Source organism: Bradyrhizobium sp. 195, from assembly GCF_023101665.1.
GTDB lineage: Bacteria > Pseudomonadota > Alphaproteobacteria > Rhizobiales > Xanthobacteraceae > Bradyrhizobium.
In genome coordinates this window covers 5616014-5635923 of sequence record NZ_CP082161.1, presented here as the reverse complement: position 1 = coordinate 5635923, position 19910 = coordinate 5616014, and the positions used below count along the sequence as shown (strand labels likewise).

Genomic DNA, 19910 nt, shown 5'->3' with positions numbered 1-19910 from the left:
TCCGTCCTAGCCCGCCGGCATCCGCGTCTCGACCAGCCGCGCCCAGAATGACGCGCCGTGGCCAAGGATGTTGTCGTTGAAGACGTAGGACGGGTGGTGGCACTCGTTGCCGTCGCCCATGCCGACCAGCACCATTGCGCCGGGACGGGCTTCCAGCATGAAGGAGAAGTCCTCGGCGCCCATCATCGGAATGAACTTGTCGTTGACGCGGTCGGCGCCGACGATGTCGCGGGCGACGTCGGCGGCAAGGCCCGCCTCGCGCGCATGGTTCATCGTCACCGGATACATCCGCGTGTACTTGGTCTCGGCCGAGCCGCCATAGGCCCGCGCGATGCTGTCGGCGACTTCGCCGATGCGGCGCTCGACGAGATCGCGCACCTCGGGATCGAGCGTGCGCACGGTGCCGGCGAGCTCGGCGATCTCCGGGATGATATTGAAGGCCGTGCCGGAATGGAATTGCGTGATCGAGATGACCGCAGATTTCAGCGGATCGACGTTGCGCGCCACGATCGATTGCAGCGCGTTGACGATCTGCGAGCCGATCAGCACGCTGTCGACGGATTTGTGCGGACCGGCGCCGGCGTGACCGCCCTTGCCGTGGACCGTGATCTGGATGTTGTCGGAGGAAGCGAGCATCGCGCCGGGCGTGGTTGCGAAATGGCCTTCGGGCAGGTTCGGCATGTTGTGCATGCCGTAGACTTCCTGGATGTTCCAGCGCGTCATCAACCCGTCCTCGACCATGGCCTTGCCGCCGCCGCCGCCTTCTTCGGCGGGCTGGAAGATCATGATCGCCGTGCCGTCGAAATTGCGCGTCTCGGCGAGATATTTGGCGGCACCGAGCAGCATTGCAGTGTGGCCGTCATGGCCGCAGGCGTGCATCTTGCCGGGGACCTTCGACGCATATGGCACGCCCGAGGTCTCCATGATCGGCAGCGCGTCCATGTCGGCGCGCAGGCCGATGGTCTTGCCGGAGGCGGACTTGCGGCCGCGGATCACGCCGACCACGCCGGTGCGGCCGATGCCCGTCACCACCTCGTCGCAGCCGAACTCGCGCAAGCGATCGGCGACGATGCCGGCGGTGCGGTGGACGTCGTATTGCAGCTCTGGATTCTCGTGGAAGTCATGGCGCCATGCGGCCATTTCGTCGGAGAGGGCGGCAACGCGGTTGACGATGGGCATGAGGTGGGATCCGTTTCTTCTGTGTTCGCGGGAGCGATGACGCGCGAGCGTACTCCGCGGCATCGCGGTGCGCAAATGGTCGCCGGGCTTTCGTCACCGCGCGCTGTGGCTATAAGGTGAGGCAGCGAGAGGCCGGGGACGAGGGCAAGCCATGAAGTTTGGACGCGATAGTCTTGTGCTGGTCGCCTGCCTCTCGCTCCTGGCCAGCCCGGCGTTGGCCTGCGATGTCGGCTCGGCGGCGGCTGCGATCGCATCGGTGAGCCAGAAGATCCAGGCCGGCCAAATCAAGCGGATCGATCTTCAAAAGATCTCCGATCGCCTGCTCGCCAGCATTCCGATCTCGCCCGAGCATTTTGCGAGCTATGCGAGCGAACGCAAGACCCTGGTCCTGTCGCCGCGCGATGCAACCGAACTTGCGGCAGCGGTCAGTGCGCTGGCGCCGGCACGACTGTCCTACCAGCCTGATTTGCGCTGGCAGCTCGTCTTCCTCGATGAGGCCGGCAACAAGCTGCACAATTTCTTCTTCAGCAAGCGCTATGTGCAAGGGCGCGGCCGCGCGGGCTATGTCGACGGCAACATGTGCGCCTTCAGCACCGCCACCATCGGCAGTCCCGCTCTGGTGAAATGGCTGCAGAAGCGACTGTAGCTCGTCGTTCCGCGGCGGTGGCGTAGCCCGGATGGAGCGAAGCGTAATCCGGGACTCGTGCCGCGTGGAAGGAATCCCGGATTTCGCTGCGCTCCATCCGGGCTACGAACGTGCGCTCAGCTCTCGCCGAACACACGCTTGAAGATCGTGTCGACGTGCTTGAGGTGATAGCCGAGGTCGAACAGCTCCTCGAGCTCGGCATCCGAGAGATACTTCTTCACCTCGGTGTCTTTCTTCAGGAGCTGCAGGAAGTCGCCTTCGCCGCGCCAGACCGGCATGGCGTTGCGCTGCACCAGCTTGTAGGAATCCTCGCGGCTCGCGCCCTTCTGCGTCAGCGCCAAGAGTACGCGCTGCGAATGCACGAGGCCGCCGAGGCGGTCGAGATTCTTCTGCATGTTGGCGGGGTAGACTAGGAGCTTGTCGATCAGGCCGGCGAGGCGCACCAGCGCGAAGTCGAGCGTCACGGTTGCGTCCGGGCCCATCATACGCTCGGCCGAGGAGTGCGAGATGTCGCGCTCGTGCCAGAGCACGACGTTCTCCAGCGCCGGCGTCACATAGGCGCGCACCATGCGTGACAGGCCGGTGAGGTTCTCCGACAGCACCGGGTTGCGCTTGTGCGGCATGGCGGACGAGCCCTTCTGCCCCTCCGAGAAGAACTCTTCGGCCTCCAGCACCTCGGTGCGCTGCATGTGGCGGATCTCCACCGCGATGCGCTCGACCGAGGAGGCGATCACAGCAAGGGTCGAGAAATACATGGCGTGGCGGTCGCGCGGGATCACCTGGGTCGAGATCGGCTCCGGCACGAGGCCCATGGCCTTGGCCACGTGCTCTTCGACGCGTGGATCGATCTGCGCGAAGGTGCCGACGGCGCCTGAGATGGCGCAGGTCGCGACTTCTTTCCGCGCCGCGATCAGGCGCTCCTTGGCGCGCGTGAATTCGGCATAGGCGTAAGCGAGCTTGAGGCCGAAGGTGACCGGCTCGGCATGGATGCCGTGGCTGCGGCCGATGGTCGGCGTCATCTTATGCTCGAACGCGCGTTTCTTGAGCGCGGCCAAAACCTTGTCGAGATCGGCAAGCAGCAGGTCGGCGGCACGGGTGAGCTGGACGTTGAGGCAGGTGTCGAGCACGTCGGAGGAGGTCATGCCTTGGTGCACGAAACGCGCCTCGGGGCCGACGATCTCGGCGAGGTGGGTGAGGAAGGCGATGACGTCGTGCTTGGTCTCGCGTTCGATCTCGTCGATGCGGGCGACGTCGAAGGTGGCGTTCTTGGCCTTGGCCCAAACCGTCTTGGCGGCCTCCTTGGGGATGGTCCCAAGCTCGGCCAAGGCGTCCGCTGCGTGCGCCTCGATCTCGAACCAGATCTTGAACCGGGTCTGCGGCTCCCAGATCGAGGCCATTTCCGGGCGGGTATAGCGGGGGATCATCTGACGGCTCCAAGAGGTGGGCGGGGGACACCCCAGGGGATGCTGGGGGTGCAGGGCTCCGGCCAAAATGCTTTTTACGCCGCGATTTAGCAGAGCGGCGAGGGCGAAACAAACGTTCCGGCCCACGGAGCGGGGTAGGGGGCGGCTAATCCACCGGTGGGGTTGAGAGCGGGCTCCCCCCGCAAGTCAAAAATTAGATGTCAATCACGGATCATCGACTGACAGATATTGAAATCTGTCAGCGAGACGTGTATATCCCTTCTCGGACGCTCCGATTGGGCGTCCCGCGACAAGCCCCGGGGAGCCCGACATCCGAAGCAAGCTCGGATCGAAGGGTGGATTGAAGAGCGGGGACCGCGGACGAATGGAGACTTAGACAATGACGACCGAAATCCTCAATTTTACCGGTGTGATTGGGCATTGGCTCAATGTGCTGGTGGCGCGCCAAATCGCGGCGCAGGCTGCAAAACTGCCTCATTAAGGCATAGGCTTTCCGAAACGACCGGCCAGGGCGCTTCGGAAGCAGCCCTGCTGCCGAGGTAAGTGAGCCCTCAACGGGAACATGGTGCTGGCATGAATGAAGCTGTTGTCTTGACGCCGGAGAGGATCCTCGAAGTCACCGAGGACGTGCTGCGGCGCTTCGGACTTGCCAAGGCCACCGTGGTTGACGTTGCCCGTGCCCTCGATGTGAGCCACGGCAGCGTCTACCGCCATTTTCCCAGCAAGGCTTCGCTGCGCGAGGCCGTTGCCAAACGCTGGCTCGACCGCATCGACGCGCCGTTGCGCGCGATCGTCGACGAGCAGGGGCCGGCGCCGGCCAGGCTCGATCGCTGGCTGCGCACGCTGTTCGCTGCCAAGCGTTCGCGCGTGCTCGACGACCCCGAGATGTTCGACACTTATCTGACGCTGGCACGCGAGGCCTGCGCGGCCGTCAAGTGTCACAAGGACACCATGATCGACCAGATCGCGGCGATCCTGAGCGACGGCGTGAAGCAGGGCGTTTTCGCCGTGGACGACGTCAAGACCACCGCGCGTGCCATCTTCGATGCCACCGTCCGGTTCCACCACCCGGCTCATGCCGACGAGTGGAGGGACGCCGATCTCTCCGCGCGCGTGGACGCGACGCTGGCGCTGCTGCTGCGCGGGCTGAAAGCGGGATAGACCGCCGCACCTGCTCAGCGCGTACCAGTCAAACCCGCGCCTTCTGAAGATGGACCCCGTTGTGAACCGGTGGCGAGGACGCCGAGCGCCTGCGCGCATGGACGTTCGGATCGGAGGATGGCACGACCGGGGGACTTTCCGGATATGCATTGACCGCGATTTCGACGGAGTCCTTTGACCGCTTGCGCAGGCGGTAGAAGGTCAGCTCCTGATCGAGCATGGGGCAGCGGAAGTGGACGACCGCGGTGTCCGGCAGACGGCAGAGTTCGTCGATGAGTTCGCCTACTGTGATGATCGGGGGATGGTCGACTGCGTTGTGATGACCCTTACTCATGACCTATGACTCCTTCACTCCGGTACTAACCGGGCTCGGATAGTCTCTGTTCCAATCTCGCTCAGCAGATTGAGAAGCTTCCCGGGACCGGGACAGTGCGGCAGCTTTGCTGCTAGATCCTCGTCAGCCCGCACGTCGCCGCGAGGCGCACCAGCTGCGCATCCGTACGCGCGCCGGTCTTGGTCTTGATGAGGTAGTGATAATTCTGCACCGTCTTCACACTGAGATTGAGATGCGTCGCGATCTGCTCGGTGGTGGCGCCGCCGGCGAACTGGCGCAAAATCTCGATCTCGCGTTCGCCCAGTTGATCCAGTGCTGAGCCGGTCGACAGGCTGTCCTCGGCGAGGATATGCGCGATGTCGTCGCTCATGGCGCGTTCGCCGCGGGCGACACTGCGGATGGCACCTACCACTGCGGACGGCTCGCTGCTCTTGGTGACGAAGCCGCTCGCGCCGGCACTGAAGGCGGCTTTGACCAGCACGGCCTCGTTGTGCATGGTGAAGACGAGGATCCGCGCCCGCGGGCTGCGGGCGCGGATGTTGCGGATCGCTTCCAGCCCGCTCGCGCCCGGCATCGAGATGTCGAGCACGACGACATCGGGGTCATGCGCCTTGAAGGCGCCGTAGGCGTCCGCGGCGTTGTCGGCTTCCGCCACGACGTGCAGATCGCCCTGGCTTTCCAGCACGCGCCGATAGCCTTGCCGGACGATCGGATGGTCGTCGACGAGCAGCACGGAGATGCCTGTTGCTGCAACCTCGCTCATTCCGGCCTCACGCGGCGAGCGGGATGGTGGCGGCGACACTGAGGCCGCCGCGGGCAGGCAGGATCGACAACGATCCACCGGCGGCCGCAATGCGTTCACGGATGCCGGTGAGGCCGAATCCGGCCGATTGCGCGACGCGCTCCGCATCGCCGCCGCCGTCGTCCTCGACGTGGATCAGCAGCGCGTCATCGTCGCCGGCGCGCCGTTCGATCCGCACCGAGATCTCGCGCGCCGCACCGTGACGCAGTGCGTTGGTCAGGCATTCCTGTGCTACGCGATAGGCCGTGGTGGCGGCCGGTCCGCGCACATCCGTCAGATCACCCCTGAGATCGAGCTGGATCGTTGGCCGCGCCGCGCTCTGCGAGCGCCAGCTGTCGACGAGATTGACAAGGCTCGCCTCGAGCCCAAGCTCCTCGGGCAGGGGATTGCGCAGGCGCTTCAGCGCATCGCGGAGCGAGGCCATCAGATGATGGGTGGCCTGCGAGATCATGCGCGCATCCTGGGCGATCCCGTTGTCCCTGCTTGTCCTCGCGCTCGCCGTTTCGATCGTGTTGGCGAAGGCGAGGATGGCGGAGAGATTCTGTCCGAACTCGTCGTGGAGTTCGCGGGCGAGGGCGCGGCGCTCATCGTCGCGTATCTCGATCAGGCGCCGCGTCAGCGCGGCGCGCTGCTCGGTGGCTTCCTCCAGCCGGCCGCCCAGCTCACCGACGGCGTTGCCGATCATCGCCAGCTCCATGGAGCGGAAGCGCGGCAGTTTCGTGTGATACTGTCCGCGTGCCATGCGCTGCAACGCGGTCACGATCGCGCGCGCCGGCGCCAGCGCATGCGCGATCGCCAGCGACGCCAGCAGTGCGATCGCTGCCGCCATCAATAGCGCGACGTCGATCACGTTGAGGATGTACTCCCAAGCGAGCGAGATGGCAGCCGCGGCATCCGGCGTCGCGACCACGGTGCCGGCAGAATCGGCGCGGGGGCTGACCGGCCGCACCACCTCGGCATGGCTGCCGAGGAAGGTCGGCACGATTGCGGCGAACCAGCGCGGCGGCGTCTTGCCCAGTCCCTCGCTCTGGCCGCAGAGGGGCTTCTCGAATGCTGTGGCGGGCTGGAACTCGACGCAGACGCCGGGCGAGATCAGCTTCATCGTCTCCAGGGTGCGCCAGTCCGGAACAGGCAGGAGATGCTCGCGCGCTCTGCTGCTGCGCAACAAAAGCTCACGCCAATACAGCGCCTGAAGCGCCTGTGCCACCCGCTGCGCCGAGGCCGCCGTCGCCCGGTCGACGCTGCGATAGGCGTCGAACGTGGCCCATATGGTTGCCGCGCCGAGACACAGGGCCACGATAAGAAGCAGACGGGCGACAAGCTGAAGCACGAGGCGCATGCGATCACCCCCAACGTTTGGTAAGCTCAGCCTAACAACGCCGCCGGCCCTTGCCAATCGCGGGGTGTGGCAGGATGGCAGCTCGGGCAAATTTCCCAAGCCGGATTGGGCATGGGTCTTTGGACCTGATACGGCGGCTTTGATCTAATCGGTGGGGAATTGGTGCAAACCAGGAGCAGTGCGGCATGAGTTCGATGACGATTGGACCGATCGCGCCGTCTGCGACCGACCCATCCGAGCGCAGCGCGCTGCTGTTCTGGATGATCTTCACCGGGCTCTCGATCTTTGCCGTCGTGCTGCTGTGGCGCTTCGGCCTGATCCACCTGATGCTGACCTCGGATCGAACGTACATTTCGAGCATCATCGCGTTGCTCTATGTCGTCACCTGCGGCCATTGCTTCCTGCGCACGCGGGCGATTGCCCGTGAAGGGGCCGCGGCGCGGCGCTGCCGGACGATGCTATCGGCCACCGGCGGCAGCAAGGCGCTGGAGGCGGGGGCGACCGCGTTGCCGCGCGGCCTCGTACGCGATCACATCGAGAGCCTGGTGACCAAGGCCGCCGCGCAGGACTACCGGCCTGTCGACCAGACGCTGCTGCTGCGGACGCTCGCCGACCGGCTGCGCGGCTCCAACGGGTTCGGCGCCTTCGTCTCGGACACGCTGATGAAGCTTGGCCTGCTCGGTACCATCGTCGGCTTCATCATCATGCTGGCGCCGATCGCGGGGCTGGACGCCGCCGACAAGGTCGCGATGCGCTCCTCGATGGGGTTGATGAGCGACGGCATGGCCGTCGCGATGTACACGACGCTCGCCGGCCTCGTCGGCTCGATCCTGGTCCGCATCCAGTACTACATGCTGGACGCCGCGACCCAGCGGGTGTTCTCGGATGCGGTGGTGCTGACCGAGACCTATGTGACGCCAGTACTGGAGCGCAAAGGCGCCGGAACCTCGTCATGATGGATGATTTCGGTCTCTATCCGCGCGAGGAGCCGTTCGATCCGCTGGGCGTGATGCTGTTCAAGGCGCTCCAGGTTATCGCGTTTCTCTTCTTCCTGGCGCTGCTCGCGGTCTCCCCGGACGCCAAGGAAGGCAAGATCGACTCCAAGGCCGAGTTCATGATCACGTTGGACTGGCCGGACAGTCACCCCGACGATCTCGACCTGTTCGTGCAGGATCCCGTCGGCAACATCGCCTGGTATCGCCACCGCGAGGCCGGCTTCCTCACCCTTGACCGCGACGACCGGGGCGGGGCCAACGACTTCATCGTCGTCGCCGGCAAGAAGATCGCCTCGCCCATCCGCGAGGAAATTGTCACGGTGCGAGGCATCGTGGCCGGCGAGTACACCGTCAATGTCTCGCATTTCGTGGCGACGACGGGCGAACCTGTCACAGCCAATGTGAAGGTGCAGAAGCTCAATCCAACGGCTCAGGTGGTGTTCGACAACAAGTTCACGCTCGACCACACCGGCGACGAAAAGACCGCGGTGCGCTTCCGGCTCGATGCCGAGGGCAAGGTGATCAACGTGGACCAGCGGCCGAAATCGCTGCTGGAGACGTTCCGCAGCAGTTGGCGCAACGGCGCCGATCTCGACCCGAGGACCGGTGTGAGCAGTAACGCCAAGAGGGTGCGCCGTGACTAGCCTGCAAACGGTCATCCTGACGCTGTCGGTCGCCTATGCTGTCATCGGCGCGCTGCTGCTGGTCGTGCTGGTCTACGCGCGCCTGCACTGGTCGCTGAAGGCGATCGCCGTGGTCGTGACCAGCGCCTTCTATGTCGTCAGCTTCACCGAGATGCGCGGGCTGCTCGGCTGGGCCAGCGCCGACCGGCTGCCGGCGACGTTCAAGCTGCTGAAAGCCCGCATCGTCGAGCCGCATTCGCTTCAGGGCGATCCCGGCTCGATCTATCTGTGGGTCGAGCAACTGGATGAGGACAATCGCCCGAGCGGCATCCCGCGAGCCTTCCGCGTGCCCTACAATGACAGGCTCGCCGACAAGACCCATGCCGCGGAGAACGAGATCGCCCTGGGACATCCGCAAGGCGGCCGCGCGGCCGATTTCGGCGGCGGCGATGGCAGCCTGATCGACATGGTCCGCGAATATGTGACGCCCAAGACGATCATGGAGACGACCGGCGGCGATTCCTCGACCGGGGAGTTCGTCGCCCCGCCCGCCGGCGCGCAAGGTGCGGTGTTCACGCCGATCCCGCCGCCCCGGATGCCCCCGAAGGACGAGCAATAGCTCTTCAGCATCGTGACAGCGGCGCGCTGGTAAACGGCGCGGCGCTGGCGCATGGTTTTGACCTCCCTCAATTTGGCCTTATCGGCTTTCGATAAGACCTGAGGGTGGAGGGTCCGTGCTCCTAGCTGTTTTTTCCGATATCCACGGCAACCGGCAGGCCTTCGAAGCCTGTCTGAAGGTCGCCCGTGCGAAGGGCGCGGAGCGGTTCGTCCTGCTCGGCGATTTCGTCGGTTATGGCGCCGATCCCGAGTGGGTGGTGGATACCGCGATGGAGCTCGTCGCCCAGGGTGCTGTCGCCGTGCGCGGCAATCACGACCAGGCGGTCAATTCCTCGGCAGAGACCATGAACGCCGAGGCGCAAATCGCGATCGAGTGGACCCGCGGCCGGCTCGACACCGCGCAGCGGCGGTTCCTGGCTGACTTGCCGATGCTGGTAGAGGACAGCGATCGTCTCTTTGTGCATTCGGAAGCTTCTCACCCCCAGCGCTGGCACTATGTCCGCTCGACGGTCGAAGCCGCCAAGAGCCTGATTGCGACGCCGGCCCATGTCACCTTCTGCGGCCATATCCACCGTCCCGCGCTCTATTCGATGTCGGTGACGGCGAAGATGACGAGCTTCGTGCCGAAGACCGACGTCCCGGTGCAGCTGCTGCGCGGACGGCAATGGCTCGCCGTGCTCGGCTCGGTCGGCCAGCCCCGCGACGGCGATCCGTCGGCAGCCTTCGTCTTGTTCGACACCGAATCGTGCCAGATCACCTATTGCCGCGCGCCCTATGACATCGCGACCGCAGCAAGCAGGATCCGCGACAACGGCCTGCCGCACTGGCTTGCCGACCGCCTGTCGCAGGGCCGCTGACGGCTATGCCGAAATCACTGGTCAAATCCGGCGCGGAGATCGACGGTTATACCATCGGAGAATGCGTTCATGCCGGCGGCATGGCGACGCTGTGGACGGTCACCCATCCCGGCATCGACGTGCCCTTGCTGATGAAGATCCCGCGGGTGTCGGAGGGCGAGGATCCTGCCGCGATCGTCTCCTTCGAGATGGAGATGATGATCCTGCCGCGGCTCGCGGGTCCGCACGTCCCGACCTGTTTCGGCACCGGCGATTTCGCGCGTCAGGCCTATGTCGTGATCGAGCGCATCGGCGGCACCACGCTCTACAAGCGGCTGCCCGAGCTGCCGCTGCCGTACGACGAGGCGCGGCAGCTCGTCGCCAAGATCGCAACCGCGCTTGCCGATCTCCACCGGCAGAATGTGATTCATCACGACATCAAGCCGAGCAGCATCATGTTCCGCGAGAGCGGCGAGGCGGTGCTGATCGACTACGGCCTGTCGCATCACAACCACCTGCCGGATCTCTTGCAGGAGGAGTTCCGCCTGCCTTACGGCACCGCGCCCTACATGGCACCCGAGCGACTGTCGGGGGTGCGCGACGATCCGCGCAGCGATCTGTTTTCGCTCGGTGTGCTGCTGTATTTCTTCACGACCGGCGAGCGGCCATTCGGCGAGGGCGAGACGCTGCGTGCGATGCGGCGCCGGCTGTGGCGCGATCCGTACCCGCCGCGCACGCTCCGCGCCGACTATCCGCCCTGGCTTCAGGAGGTGGTGTTGCGCTGTCTCGAGATCGAGCCGGTGTGGCGCTATCCGACGGCGTCCCAGCTCGCCTTCGATCTCGCCCATCCGGACCAGGTCAAGCTCACCACGCGCTCGGAGCGGATCAAACGCGACTCCCTCGGCGTCGCATGGCGCCGCCGCTTCAATCAGGGCGTCATGGCGCCGCGCGCGAAATCGGATGTCGCCGCCCAAATCGCGTCGAGCCCGATCCTCGCTGTCGCGCTCGACACGGTGGAAGGCGCACCGGAGCTGAACGAGGCGCTACGCGTGACCACCGAGCGCATCCTCGCCACCTTGCCGTCGGCGCGGCTTGCCTGCGTCAACGTGCTCAAGCTGAACCGGATCGCGATCGACCGGACGCTGGACGAGCAGGGATCCAACAAGCATATCGACCGTCTGGTGGCGCTCAGGCATTGGGCGACGCCGCTCAAATTGGACGAGAGCCGGCTGTCGGCTCATGTGCTGGAGGCGGTCGATCCCGCCGCCGCGATCCTGGAGTTTGCCGAGGCCAACCAGGTCGACCATGTCATCATCGGCGCGCGGCAGGGCTCGTTCAGACGCACGCTGCTCGGCAGCGTGTCGGCCAAGGTGGCCGCGGAAGCGGCCTGCACCGTCACCGTGGTGCGGCCGCCGCGGATGGCTGGGGAAGTCGGCGAGCCCGATGTAGGCGAAGAGCCGGGATAGGCCGCCTGCCGACTTGAGAAGTGGATCAGGCCGCGTGAGCGGTGCGGGCGACGCGCTTGCGGCGGATCGGCCAGGAGAAATGCGGGCCGGGCTCGCCGTGATCCGCGCTGCCGCCAAAATACTGGATGATCTCGCGGCAAGGCTCGCAATTGAACAGGTTGCGCGAGGCGGATGCCTTGGTCATTTCCTTCAAGCAGTTCGGGCAGTGCGGTTTCATGGGAGGGGTCCGGAAAAGGAAGTCTCAGTGTCGTCGCTGCGAGGAAAACGAATGATCGAGATCCGAATTGTCGAGCCGGGCATCGTCGTCGGGCGCGCCATCGGCACGCTCGAGGCGGCCGAAGAAATAGTCGAGGCCCGGATGCGGGCGGCGCGGGATCCGGCACCTGCGCTTCGGCTGGCGCTTCACGAGTGCGATCTGCATGGCGCTCAGCCCCGGCGACGATGAAGGTGGATGATGCGGGCAGAAGCCACGACCTTCACCGGTCGTGCCACGTAGAAGCTGCGCGCCGCAATCGCCGCATTGAACCCCAACCACAACGCTACGCCAGTCCAAACCAGGGTCGTCGTCATGATGTGCTCCCGTCAAAAGCAAGCAGGAGTCACTTGCGGTGATTTGCGCGAATCAGTGAAGTCCGGATGAGTACGGATCAAGAGTGCATTTTTAGGCGTCGCGCGTTGCAACACCCGTAAAAGCCGCGGGATTTTCCGCCGTCCGCCTGCGCGGCTTGATGCAGCTCAAATCGCTTCGCCGCGGGCCCCCAGCGCAGCGTTGCGGATCGCGGCGATGTTGGTCTTGTAGGCTTCCTGCGTGCCGCCCCTGAACACTGATGTGCCGGCGACGAAGGCGTTGGCGCCCGCCGCGGCGAGCGCGCCCGCAACGTCGGCGCCGACGCCGCCATCGACCTCGATGTCGATCGGACGTCCCGCCGTCATCGCGCGGATATCGCGGATCTTGCCGATGGCGGAGGGAATGAAGGCCTGGCCGCCGAAGCCGGGATTGACCGACATCACGAGCACGAGGTCGACGAGGTCAAGGACGTATTCGAGCGTGCTGACCGGCGTGCCGGGATTGAGCGAGACGCCGGCCTTCTTGCCGAGCGCGCGGATCGCCTGAAGCGAGCGGTGCAAATGGGGACCGGCTTCCGCATGCACGGTGATGTGGTCGCAGCCGGCTTTCGCAAACGCCTCGAGAAAGGGGTCACAGGGCGAGATCATCAGATGCGCATCGAACACCTTCTTTGTGTGCGGGCGCATCGCCTTGATGACGTCGGGGCCGTAGGAAATGTTGGGAACGAAGTGACCATCCATGACGTCAAGATGGATCCAGTCGGCGCCGGCGGCGTCCACGCTGCGCACCTCCTCGCCGAGCCTGGAGAAATCCGAAGCCAGGATCGAGGGCGCGATTGCCAGGGGGCGGGGGACGAAGGCTTGGGTCATGGCGCGATTTCCCGTGGCGGCCGTGAAAGATGGCCTCGCCTAACATGGGCCTCCGTGGCGGGCAATGCATGGGAGGCGTGCTTCCTGTGGGCGGAAATTTCTGCCGCGACCGGCACGAATTGCCGGTGTTCCCGGGCCGTCCAAGCCGCGGCGGCGGCGGATTTCATTGAACTTTTTGCGCTGGCATGACGCTTGCTGACATCACCTGCAGAACATTGGCTGCGGCATGCCGCATCGGTTGGAGTTGTGCAATGTTGTTGGCCCTTGGCGCCGTATCCAGCGCGCTCGACGCGATCCAGTCGCTGACGAACTCGAAGGCGTCGTCGTCGACGCAGAAGGCGGGATCTTCGCAAGGCGCAACCAATCCGTTCGCGATCGACAGCACGGGCAGCATGACGACCTCGTTGGTCAGCTCAGGCAGCCCCCCACAGATCGCGCCGGCGACCATGAGCGCGCTGCTGGCGGCGCAGAGCCAGTCCACCGACGGCGCGAGCAGTTTGGCGACCTCGACCTCGTCGAATTCGTCGTCCTCCGTGTCGAAGGGCCGGGAGGCGGCGCTCAAGGATCTGTTCGCGCAGATCGATGCGGATGGCGACGGCAGCATAACCAAGTCCGAGTTCGAAGACGCGCTGGGCGCCGGCGGCACCAACCTCGCGCAGGCCAGCGACGTGTTCTCGAAGCTCGATGCGAACTCCGACGGCAGCGTCAGCCTTGACGAGATGTCGAAGGCGCTGAAGAGCGGCCACCACGGACACCATCACGCGCAAGGTGCCGGCGGCTCGGGCGATGGATCGGATTCCTCGTCGAAGTCCAAGGGCGGATCGACCTCGACCACGACGACAGCCGCCGACGGCTCGACCACGACGACCGTCACCTATGCCGACGGCTTCAAGATGTCGACGACGGTGCCGGGTGCCTCCAGCCCCCGTAATTCGGCCTATGATCTGTTTGCGCAATTGATGCAGCGGCAAGGCGGGCAGGGGCAGGCCGCCTCAGTGACAGCCGGCTCGTCGATGTCGATGAGCGTGTGAGCGGCATCCGAGACTAGCCGGCATATTCGTGCGTGATGTCACGATAGACATACCGGTCGCGGATTTCGTGGTTGAAGAACGTCCCCTTTGCGCGCGCGTCCCTGAACGCGGCGGCGACCTCTGGCGGAACGTCCTCGTAGACATAGAGACGTCCGCTGACAAAGGTCACCTTGAGCTCACGCGTGTCGGGCGCATAGCGAAAGAAGCGGATCACGGAAGACGGCATGACGGTAAACCTTGGCCTGCCAGGGTAACGCCGCATCCGCCGTTTCGTTTCTAACCGAATCTGTCCTTCCACGCCGGCTGCGCCCCCGGAAATGGCAGCGCGGTCGCGTTGTACACGCCGCTTGCAATCGCGCGCGCGACCACGTTGGCGGCGACCATGCCGAGCTCGGTGAGCTCAACCAGCGGCTCGATCGGTTTCTCGCAGGTGGCCGCGGCGAACAGCACGTCGCCATCCAGTGGAGCGTGCACCGGATAGATCGAGCGTGCAAATCCGGTCTGGGCGATCATCGCGAGCCGTTTGGCCTGTGCCTTGCTCAGAATCGCGTCGGTGACGACAAGGCCGATCGTCGTGTTCTCGCGCTCACTCGCGGCCGGACCGCCCTTGATACGCATCGCCAGCATGTCGGGCGTGAAGCTTGGCGGCAGGCCGCGCCTGCCGAACTCGCCGTTTTCCTCGAATGGTGCGGCCCAGAACCAGGGGCCGTTGCCGACAGTGACGCTGCCGACCGCATTCACCACCATGATCGCGCCGACCTTGATGCCGTTCGCGGTCACGGCCGACGCCGAACCGATTCCGCCCTTGAAGGTGGCGGTGGTGGCACCCAGGCCCGCGCCGACGCTGCCGAGCGCGAAGTCGGCGCCGGCGGAAGCCGCAGCGGCGTAGCCGAGGTCGCGATAGGGCGAAAAGCGGCCCCAGGCCTTGTCGCCGCCGTTGAGCAGATCGAACACGATCGCGCCGGGGACGACGGGGATGACGGCCTCCCTTACTCTGAAACCGCGGCCCTGTTCGGCGAGCCAAGCCTGGACGCCGCCACCGGCATCGAGACCGAAGGCGGAGCCGCCGGAGAGTGCGATCGCGTCGATCCGCTCGACCGTATTGGCGACGTCGAGCAGCGAGACCTCGCGCGTGCCCGGGCCGCCGCCGCGAACATCGATGGCTGCGACCGCCGGGGAATCGAAGATGATCGCGGTCGTGCCGGAGGCGACTTTGGCATCCTCGGCATGACCGACGCGGACGCCGGGGATATCGGTGAGGAGGTTGTTCAAACTGGCCTCGCGAGCTCAAAGGAGTTCGCCTCTGCGATAGCGCAGAGAGGTCGCGGGCTCAACTGGCCAGCGCCGTTCTGAGCATCTTGGCGAGCTCGGACTTGCGGTAGGGCTTGGCCAGCAGCAACACGCCGGAATCGAGCCGGCCATGATGGACGATGGCATTTTCGGTGTAGCCCGAGGTGAACAGCGTCTTGAGGTCGGGGCGGCGCCGGACCGCTTCGTCGGCAAGCTGGCGGCCGTTCATGTTGCCCGGCATGATGATGTCGGTGAAGAGCAGGTCGATGGCCTTGTCGCTGTCGATGATGGTGAGGGCCTCCGCGCCGTTGGCGGCCTCGAGCGCGGTATAGCCGAGGCTCTTGACCTGCGTCACAACATATTGCCGCACCAGCGCGTCATCCTCGACGATCAGGATCCTCTCGTTGCCGCCGGTGATGGGCGCGTTCTGGAGCACCTCGAAATCGGTTTCCTGCACCCCGGTCGAGCGCGGCAGGTAGATCTTCACGCTCGTGCCGTGGCCTACCTCGCTGTAGATCTTGATGTGGCCGCCCGACTGCTTGACGAAACCGAACACCATGCTCAAGCCGAGGCCGGTGCCCTTGCCGACCTCCTTGGTGGTGAAGAACGGGTCGAAGACCCGGTCGATCAGGTCCGGCGGAATTCCGCTGCCGGTGTCGCTGACGGCAATCATCACGTAATTGCCGGCGACGACGTCGGGGTTCATGCTGGCATAGCCGTCGTCGAGGAAGATGTTGCGGGTCTCCAGCACCAGGGTGCCGCCGTCGGGCATGGCATCGCGCGCGTTCAATGCGAGATTGAGGATCGCGGTGGATAGCTGGCCAGGGTCGACCAGCGTCGGCCAGGCGTCCTCGGTAAGCTGCGGCATGATCGTGATCTGCTCGCCCAGCGTCGGGTGCAGCAGCTTGGCGGCTTCGAGCGCCAGCGCGTTGACGTCGATCTCGCGCGGCTGCAGCGGCTGCTTGCGGGCGAAGGCGAGCAGATGCTTGGTCAGCTGCGCGCCGCGTTCGGCTGCGTCGTCGATCAGCTTGGTGATGGCGGCAAGCTCGGGCCGGTCGGCGACGGCGTCGCTGAGAATGCCGATCGTGCCGGTGATGACGGTCAGCACGTTGTTGAAGTCGTGGGCGACGCCGCCGGTCAACTGGCCGATGGAGTCCATCTTCTGAACCTGCCGGAACTGGGCTTCGGCGGCCTGCTTCTCCGTGAGATCTCGGCCGATGAAGAAATGGCGCTTCACCGGCTCGGACCAGGTGCCCATCCAGTTCAGCGTGACCTCGTGACCGTCGTAGTGATAATAGCGAGCCTCGAAGCTGCGCTTGACCGCGCCGCGCCGCGCCGCGCGCATTTCCTCCCGCGTCTTGTCGAGGTCGTCAGGGTGGATGAACTCGGTCGCACTGTGCCCGATCATGTCTTCCGGGCTGAAGCCGAGGATGTCCTTCACGCTCGGGCTGACCTGGATGAAATTGCCGAAGCCGTCAGTGACCAGGATCAGATCCTGCGAAGTCTCGAAGATGCGCTGGCGTTCCTCGATCTCGCGGCGAAGCTTCTCCTGCGCCTGCTTCTCCTCGGTGATGTTATGGGCGATCTTGGAAGCGCCGATGATCTCTCCGTTGTCCGACTTCAATGGCGAAACATTCAGGACAACGTCGAGCGCGCGGCCGTCCTTGCGAATCCGCACCGTCTCGTGCTGGGCAATCGTCTCGTTGTCGGCGATCCGGTTGAGGATACTCCGGACTTCGCCCTTTCGCTCCGTCGGCACGATAATGTCGATCGACCTGCCGACGGCCTCCGCGGCGGAATAGCCGAACAAGTGCTCGGCGGCCTTGTTCCACCCGGTGATGATGCCGTCGAGCGTCTTCGTGATGATGGCGTCGTTGGAGGATTCGACGACGGCGCCGTACAGCGCGAGGCGCTTGCCGTAGAAGTCGCGATCCGACGCCGATTGCTCGCGCAGCCTGCCGACGAGGCCCACCGTCCGGGCCTGAAGGCGGACGTTCTCGATCAGCAGCACCGCGAGCACGAAGCTCGACGCGCAGAGGCCATAGAGACGGCCGGCGTAGAAACCGAGATCGAAGCGCGCGACGTTGACGATTGCAGACAGCGCGATGTCGAACAGCCATGCGCACATCACCACCATGAGCCAGATGTCGATCACCGAATGCGGGCGGCGGAACCACAGCGACACGAGCGCGGCGAAGCTCAGCGACCACACAAAGGATACGACCCCGATCATGGTCGGTGTGTAACGGCCGTCGCGGAGCAGGACCGGCAACAGATCGTGCTGGACGGTGACAATCCAGGTGAAGGCGGCGATGGTCGCGACGACGCCGAGCACGATGGCGTAGATCGGGCTGATTGTCGCGCCCCGGATCCTGGGGCCGCCGTCCTTTTCCTTCAGCCAGGCATAGCCCAGCACGAACAGCGGGAAGCCGCCGTGCCAGATCATGTAGAGCCAGACGGTGGTCTGGCTGCCGGCGCCGAACAGCCCGGTCGGTGTGAACAGGCCGGGGAAGGTGAGGGCATGGACCAGCGCTGCCGCGGCGGTGAACAGGTAGGCCGTCGACAGCCACAGCAGTGCGCGGGTCCGCAGCACCGAAAACTGCGACAGCAGCAACACTGCCGTGATGATGTCGCTCACGGCCAGGGCGGATTGATAGCTCGCGACGAAGGCAGGGACCGGCGGCAGCGAGATACCTGCGAACGGAACGGCCAGTGCGAACAGGATCGAGGACACACCGACGATCCACAATGCCGCGGTCCGGTCGGCCGACGTGGCCGGCAGCGTTGAAAGAAATGTGCTTCGGTCGATCGTAGGCGCGTTCATCTCTTGCAGACCCGTTTTGAGCATCCCGCAGTTCCAAGATCCGGCAGATTTGACCTTCGACCTCCACGGTAGCCCGTTCCGGGAGCGTGTCGTGGACCGTTGCAGCGACGACTCAACCGAAGGTTACAGCTTACTTAATTTTGGTGAGAACGCGGAGTAGGTACCGGGTAAGATGCGCTTTACTGGGGCGGTGTCATAATGCCCTCCCGCCGCGGCGGGTTCCAGGTTTGAATCACACGAATTGATCGATCTGCGGGATTGTTCCCATGCCTCGCGTTCTCATCATCGACGACCAGAAGGCCGTGCGCGCGATGGTCGCGATCGTGCTTCGGGTCAACCAATACGAGGTCGCCGAGGCCGAAAGCGGCGCGGCCGGGCTGAAAACCTTCACGGAAAGCCCCTTTGACGCGGCGATCGTCGATATTTTCCTGGGTGACACCAGCGGCGTCGACGTCATCGCGACCCTGCGCGAACGTGTGCCGGGGCTGCCGGTCGTGGCGGTGTCCGGGATGACGACGCTGGATTTCATGGACCAGGCGCCACACCTCGCCAACGTGGTCTGCCTGCAAAAGCCGTTTCGGCCGAACGACCTCCTGCAAGCGCTGCGGAAAGCCCAGGCCGCGGCCGGCGGCGAACTGCCTGCAGCCGTCTGACACTCCCGCCAGAAGAAACGCCCCGGGCAAGCCGGGGCGTGGTGATGATTGGATGCCTTCAGGCCCGGCAGGCGGGCTCAGGTGCCGTCACTCTTGATCTCGGAGTAGCCGCCCTTGGCATCCCATTTGTAGACGACGTAGTCGAGCTGCTTGATATCGCCCTTGGCATCATACTCGATCGGGCCGATCACGGTGTCCCACTTACCGGCCTTGATCGCTTCCATGACCTTCTTGGCGTCGGTGGAGCCAGCCTTCTTGGCCGCCTGCGACCACACCTGCATCGCCGCATAGGTGTAGAGGGTGTAGCCCTCGGGGTCGATGTTCTTGGCCTTGAAAGCCTCGACGATCTTCTTCGCGGTCGGCTTATTGCGCGGATCGGGGCCGAAGGTGAACAATGTGCCTTCGCCAGCCGGGCCGGTGATGGAGGCGTACTCCTTGTCGGCGAGGGCGTCGCCGGCCATCAGCACGGTCTTGAGGCCCTGGTCGCGCATCTGACGCAGGATCAGGCCGCTCTCCTGATGGTAACCGCCGACATAGACGAGGTCGATGTTGTCGCGCTTCAGACGCGAGACGATCGCGTTGAAGTCCTTGTCGCCTTTGTTATAGGACTCGTACATCTTCTCGGTGACGCCGGCCTTGTTGAGCGCCTTCTTCGTCTCGTCGGCCAGACCCTTGCCGTAGGTGGTCTTGTCGTTGAGGATCGCGATGTTCTTACCCTTGTAGTTCTTGGCGATGTACTGGGCCGCGATCAGGCCCTGCTGATCGTCACGGCCGCAGACGCGCGCCACGTTCCAGAGCTTGCGCTCGGTGAACAGCGGGTTGGTCGAGGCCGGCGTGATCTGGAGCACGTTGCCGTCGGCATAGGCTTCCGAGGCCGGAATCGACGACGACGAGCAATAATGCCCGGCCACGAAGGGGATCTTCGCGCCGGCGATCTTTTCGGCGATCGAACGCGCCTGTTTCGGGTCGCAAGCGTCGTCCTCGACGGACAGCGCGAGCTTCTTGCCGTTGACGCCGCCGGCGGCATTGATATCGGCCACGGCCATTTCGGCGCCGTTCTTCATCTGGCGGCCGAAGGCGGACTCGCCGCCGGTCATCGGGCCTGCGACTGCGACGGTGACATCCTGCGCGAATGCCGCGCTCGACAGCGCGAGCGATGCGCCGAATGCCAGACCGATGAGCTTCAGTGATTTCATGAGATACCTCGCGGGTGGTCGCCTGTGGACGTTGCCGGGCATGCCCGGTTCAAACC

The 19910-nt window shown here is 64.9% G+C and carries 23 protein-coding genes; 9 read left to right on the top strand and 14 right to left on the bottom strand.

Features of this window, described 5'->3' with window-relative positions; translation table 11 throughout:
* Nucleotides 1-6: 6 nt before the first annotated feature.
* Complete coding sequence (locus tag IVB26_RS26435; protein WP_247968072.1) at nucleotides 7-1179, bottom strand: M20 aminoacylase family protein; 1173 nt, start codon at nucleotides 1177-1179, stop codon at nucleotides 7-9.
* Nucleotides 1180-1330: 151 nt separating this feature from the next.
* Here IVB26_RS26435 and IVB26_RS26430 point away from each other — a divergent pair, with 151 nt between their 5' ends.
* Nucleotides 1331-1825, top strand: a complete 495-nt coding sequence (locus IVB26_RS26430) for a hypothetical protein (RefSeq protein ID WP_247968071.1) — start codon at nucleotides 1331-1333, stop codon at nucleotides 1823-1825.
* A gap of 116 nt (nucleotides 1826-1941) precedes the next feature.
* Here the strand turns inward: IVB26_RS26430 and purB are convergent, their stop codons facing one another.
* A complete protein-coding gene (purB, locus tag IVB26_RS26425) occupies nucleotides 1942-3249 on the bottom strand; it encodes an adenylosuccinate lyase (protein WP_246928652.1) in 1308 nt (435 codons plus the stop codon).
* Nucleotides 3250-3822: 573 nt separating this feature from the next.
* Here purB and IVB26_RS26420 point away from each other — a divergent pair.
* On the top strand, nucleotides 3823-4410 hold the full coding sequence (locus IVB26_RS26420) for a TetR family transcriptional regulator (RefSeq protein ID WP_247968070.1): 588 nt from the start codon (nucleotides 3823-3825) through the stop codon (nucleotides 4408-4410).
* 28 nt (nucleotides 4411-4438) lie between these two features.
* Here the strand turns inward: IVB26_RS26420 and IVB26_RS26415 are convergent, their stop codons facing one another.
* From IVB26_RS26415 to IVB26_RS26405, 3 genes are all read right to left on the bottom strand, one after another.
* On the bottom strand, nucleotides 4439-4744 hold the full coding sequence (locus tag IVB26_RS26415; RefSeq protein WP_247326893.1) for a hypothetical protein: 306 nt from the start codon (nucleotides 4742-4744) through the stop codon (nucleotides 4439-4441).
* A 112-nt stretch (nucleotides 4745-4856) separates the two neighbouring features.
* Nucleotides 4857-5507, bottom strand: a complete 651-nt coding sequence (locus IVB26_RS26410; protein WP_247968069.1) for a response regulator — start codon at nucleotides 5505-5507, stop codon at nucleotides 4857-4859.
* 7 nt (nucleotides 5508-5514) lie between these two features.
* Entirely contained in the window at nucleotides 5515-6885 is a 1371-nt protein-coding gene (locus IVB26_RS26405; RefSeq protein ID WP_247968068.1) for a sensor histidine kinase, read from the bottom strand.
* 185 nt (nucleotides 6886-7070) lie between these two features.
* Between IVB26_RS26405 and IVB26_RS26400 the strand changes: the two genes are divergently transcribed.
* The 5 genes from IVB26_RS26400 (at nucleotide 7071) to IVB26_RS26380 (ending at nucleotide 11423) form a co-directional block, all read left to right on the top strand.
* Nucleotides 7071-7841 (top strand): MotA/TolQ/ExbB proton channel family protein, encoded by a 771-nt coding sequence (locus IVB26_RS26400; protein WP_247968067.1) that lies wholly within the window; start codon nucleotides 7071-7073, stop codon nucleotides 7839-7841.
* Nucleotides 7838-8524 (top strand): hypothetical protein, encoded by a 687-nt coding sequence (locus IVB26_RS26395; RefSeq protein ID WP_246931042.1) that lies wholly within the window; start codon nucleotides 7838-7840, stop codon nucleotides 8522-8524. Before IVB26_RS26400 ends, IVB26_RS26395 begins: the two co-directional genes overlap by 4 nt.
* Nucleotides 8517-9122, top strand: coding sequence for a hypothetical protein (locus tag IVB26_RS26390; RefSeq protein WP_247968066.1), 606 nt, complete (start codon nucleotides 8517-8519; stop codon nucleotides 9120-9122). The genes IVB26_RS26395 and IVB26_RS26390 overlap by 8 nt, the downstream gene beginning before the upstream one ends.
* Nucleotides 9123-9237: 115 nt before the next feature.
* Nucleotides 9238-9978: a metallophosphoesterase family protein gene (locus tag IVB26_RS26385; protein ID WP_247968065.1), complete on the top strand. Its 741-nt coding sequence runs from the start codon at nucleotides 9238-9240 to the stop codon at nucleotides 9976-9978.
* 5 nt (nucleotides 9979-9983) lie between these two features.
* Nucleotides 9984-11423 carry a serine/threonine protein kinase gene (locus tag IVB26_RS26380; RefSeq protein ID WP_247968064.1) on the top strand — a complete coding sequence of 480 codons (1440 nt, stop codon included), beginning with the start codon at nucleotides 9984-9986 and terminating at the stop codon, nucleotides 11421-11423.
* A 25-nt stretch (nucleotides 11424-11448) separates the two neighbouring features.
* On the opposite strand, the gene IVB26_RS26375 is transcribed toward IVB26_RS26380, so the two are convergent.
* The 5 genes from IVB26_RS26375 to IVB26_RS26355 form a co-directional block, all read right to left on the bottom strand.
* On the bottom strand, nucleotides 11449-11640 hold the full coding sequence (locus IVB26_RS26375; RefSeq protein ID WP_247968063.1) for a hypothetical protein: 192 nt from the start codon (nucleotides 11638-11640) through the stop codon (nucleotides 11449-11451).
* A 24-nt stretch (nucleotides 11641-11664) separates the two neighbouring features.
* Complete coding sequence (locus IVB26_RS26370; RefSeq protein WP_247968062.1) at nucleotides 11665-11844, bottom strand: hypothetical protein; 180 nt, start codon at nucleotides 11842-11844, stop codon at nucleotides 11665-11667.
* Between the two features lie 5 nt (nucleotides 11845-11849).
* Nucleotides 11850-11993 (bottom strand): hypothetical protein, encoded by a 144-nt coding sequence (locus IVB26_RS26365; protein ID WP_247968061.1) that lies wholly within the window; start codon nucleotides 11991-11993, stop codon nucleotides 11850-11852.
* Between the two features lie 165 nt (nucleotides 11994-12158).
* A complete protein-coding gene (rpe, locus tag IVB26_RS26360) occupies nucleotides 12159-12860 on the bottom strand; it encodes a ribulose-phosphate 3-epimerase (protein ID WP_247968060.1) in 702 nt (233 codons plus the stop codon).
* A gap of 163 nt (nucleotides 12861-13023) precedes the next feature.
* Nucleotides 13024-13254: a hypothetical protein gene (locus tag IVB26_RS26355; protein ID WP_247968059.1), complete on the bottom strand. Its 231-nt coding sequence runs from the start codon at nucleotides 13252-13254 to the stop codon at nucleotides 13024-13026.
* On the opposite strand from IVB26_RS26355, the gene IVB26_RS26350 reads away from it, so the two are divergent.
* Nucleotides 13253-13891, top strand: a complete 639-nt coding sequence (locus tag IVB26_RS26350; protein WP_247968058.1) for an EF-hand domain-containing protein — start codon at nucleotides 13253-13255, stop codon at nucleotides 13889-13891. The genes IVB26_RS26355 and IVB26_RS26350 overlap by 2 nt on opposite strands.
* Nucleotides 13892-13904: 13 nt before the next feature.
* Here IVB26_RS26350 and IVB26_RS26345 read toward each other — a convergent pair whose 3' ends face one another.
* From IVB26_RS26345 to IVB26_RS26335, 3 genes are read right to left on the bottom strand one after another with little or no spacing between them, the layout of a single operon-like run.
* Entirely contained in the window at nucleotides 13905-14117 is a 213-nt protein-coding gene (locus IVB26_RS26345; RefSeq protein ID WP_247326913.1) for a KTSC domain-containing protein, read from the bottom strand.
* 50 nt (nucleotides 14118-14167) lie between these two features.
* Entirely contained in the window at nucleotides 14168-15163 is a 996-nt protein-coding gene (locus IVB26_RS26340; protein WP_247968057.1) for a P1 family peptidase, read from the bottom strand.
* Between the two features lie 58 nt (nucleotides 15164-15221).
* Entirely contained in the window at nucleotides 15222-18029 is a 2808-nt protein-coding gene (locus IVB26_RS26335; RefSeq protein WP_247968056.1) for a PAS domain S-box protein, read from the bottom strand.
* Between the two features lie 242 nt (nucleotides 18030-18271).
* On the opposite strand from IVB26_RS26335, the gene IVB26_RS26330 reads away from it, so the two are divergent.
* The gene (locus IVB26_RS26330; RefSeq protein WP_246924951.1) at nucleotides 18272-18658 is read left to right on the top strand and encodes a response regulator; all 387 of its coding nucleotides are present in this window, start codon (nucleotides 18272-18274) and stop codon (nucleotides 18656-18658) included.
* A gap of 77 nt (nucleotides 18659-18735) precedes the next feature.
* Here IVB26_RS26330 and IVB26_RS26325 read toward each other — a convergent pair whose 3' ends face one another.
* The gene (locus tag IVB26_RS26325) at nucleotides 18736-19854 is read right to left on the bottom strand and encodes a branched-chain amino acid ABC transporter substrate-binding protein (protein WP_247968055.1); all 1119 of its coding nucleotides are present in this window, start codon (nucleotides 19852-19854) and stop codon (nucleotides 18736-18738) included.
* Nucleotides 19855-19910 lie beyond the last annotated feature (56 nt).

Bases quoted from the DNA above. Each gene is read 5' to 3' on its own strand.
- IVB26_RS26435 (WP_247968072.1), bottom strand. From the start codon at position 1,179: ATGCCCATCGTCAACCGCGTTGCCGCCCTCTCCGACGAAATGGCCGCA.
- IVB26_RS26430 (WP_247968071.1), top strand. From the start codon at position 1,331: ATGAAGTTTGGACGCGATAGTCTTGTGCTGGTCGCCTGCCTCTCGCTC.
- purB (WP_246928652.1), bottom strand. From the start codon at position 3,249: ATGATCCCCCGCTATACCCGCCCGGAAATGGCCTCGATCTGGGAGCCG.
- IVB26_RS26420 (WP_247968070.1), top strand. From the start codon at position 3,823: ATGAATGAAGCTGTTGTCTTGACGCCGGAGAGGATCCTCGAAGTCACC.
- IVB26_RS26415 (WP_247326893.1), bottom strand. From the start codon at position 4,744: ATGAGTAAGGGTCATCACAACGCAGTCGACCATCCCCCGATCATCACA.
- IVB26_RS26410 (WP_247968069.1), bottom strand. From the start codon at position 5,507: ATGAGCGAGGTTGCAGCAACAGGCATCTCCGTGCTGCTCGTCGACGAC.
- IVB26_RS26405 (WP_247968068.1), bottom strand. From the start codon at position 6,885: ATGCGCCTCGTGCTTCAGCTTGTCGCCCGTCTGCTTCTTATCGTGGCC.
- IVB26_RS26400 (WP_247968067.1), top strand. From the start codon at position 7,071: ATGAGTTCGATGACGATTGGACCGATCGCGCCGTCTGCGACCGACCCA.
- IVB26_RS26395 (WP_246931042.1), top strand. From the start codon at position 7,838: ATGATGGATGATTTCGGTCTCTATCCGCGCGAGGAGCCGTTCGATCCG.
- IVB26_RS26380 (WP_247968064.1), top strand. From the start codon at position 9,984: ATGCCGAAATCACTGGTCAAATCCGGCGCGGAGATCGACGGTTATACC.
- IVB26_RS26375 (WP_247968063.1), bottom strand. From the start codon at position 11,640: ATGAAACCGCACTGCCCGAACTGCTTGAAGGAAATGACCAAGGCATCC.
- IVB26_RS26370 (WP_247968062.1), bottom strand. From the start codon at position 11,844: ATGCAGATCGCACTCGTGAAGCGCCAGCCGAAGCGCAGGTGCCGGATC.
- IVB26_RS26365 (WP_247968061.1), bottom strand. From the start codon at position 11,993: ATGACGACGACCCTGGTTTGGACTGGCGTAGCGTTGTGGTTGGGGTTC.
- rpe (WP_247968060.1), bottom strand. From the start codon at position 12,860: ATGACCCAAGCCTTCGTCCCCCGCCCCCTGGCAATCGCGCCCTCGATC.
- IVB26_RS26350 (WP_247968058.1), top strand. From the start codon at position 13,253: ATGACGACCTCGTTGGTCAGCTCAGGCAGCCCCCCACAGATCGCGCCG.
- IVB26_RS26355 (WP_247968059.1), bottom strand. From the start codon at position 13,254: ATGCTGCCCGTGCTGTCGATCGCGAACGGATTGGTTGCGCCTTGCGAA.
- IVB26_RS26345 (WP_247326913.1), bottom strand. From the start codon at position 14,117: ATGCCGTCTTCCGTGATCCGCTTCTTTCGCTATGCGCCCGACACGCGT.
- IVB26_RS26335 (WP_247968056.1), bottom strand. From the start codon at position 18,029: ATGCTCAAAACGGGTCTGCAAGAGATGAACGCGCCTACGATCGACCGA.
- IVB26_RS26330 (WP_246924951.1), top strand. From the start codon at position 18,272: ATGCCTCGCGTTCTCATCATCGACGACCAGAAGGCCGTGCGCGCGATG.
- IVB26_RS26325 (WP_247968055.1), bottom strand. From the start codon at position 19,854: ATGAAATCACTGAAGCTCATCGGTCTGGCATTCGGCGCATCGCTCGCG.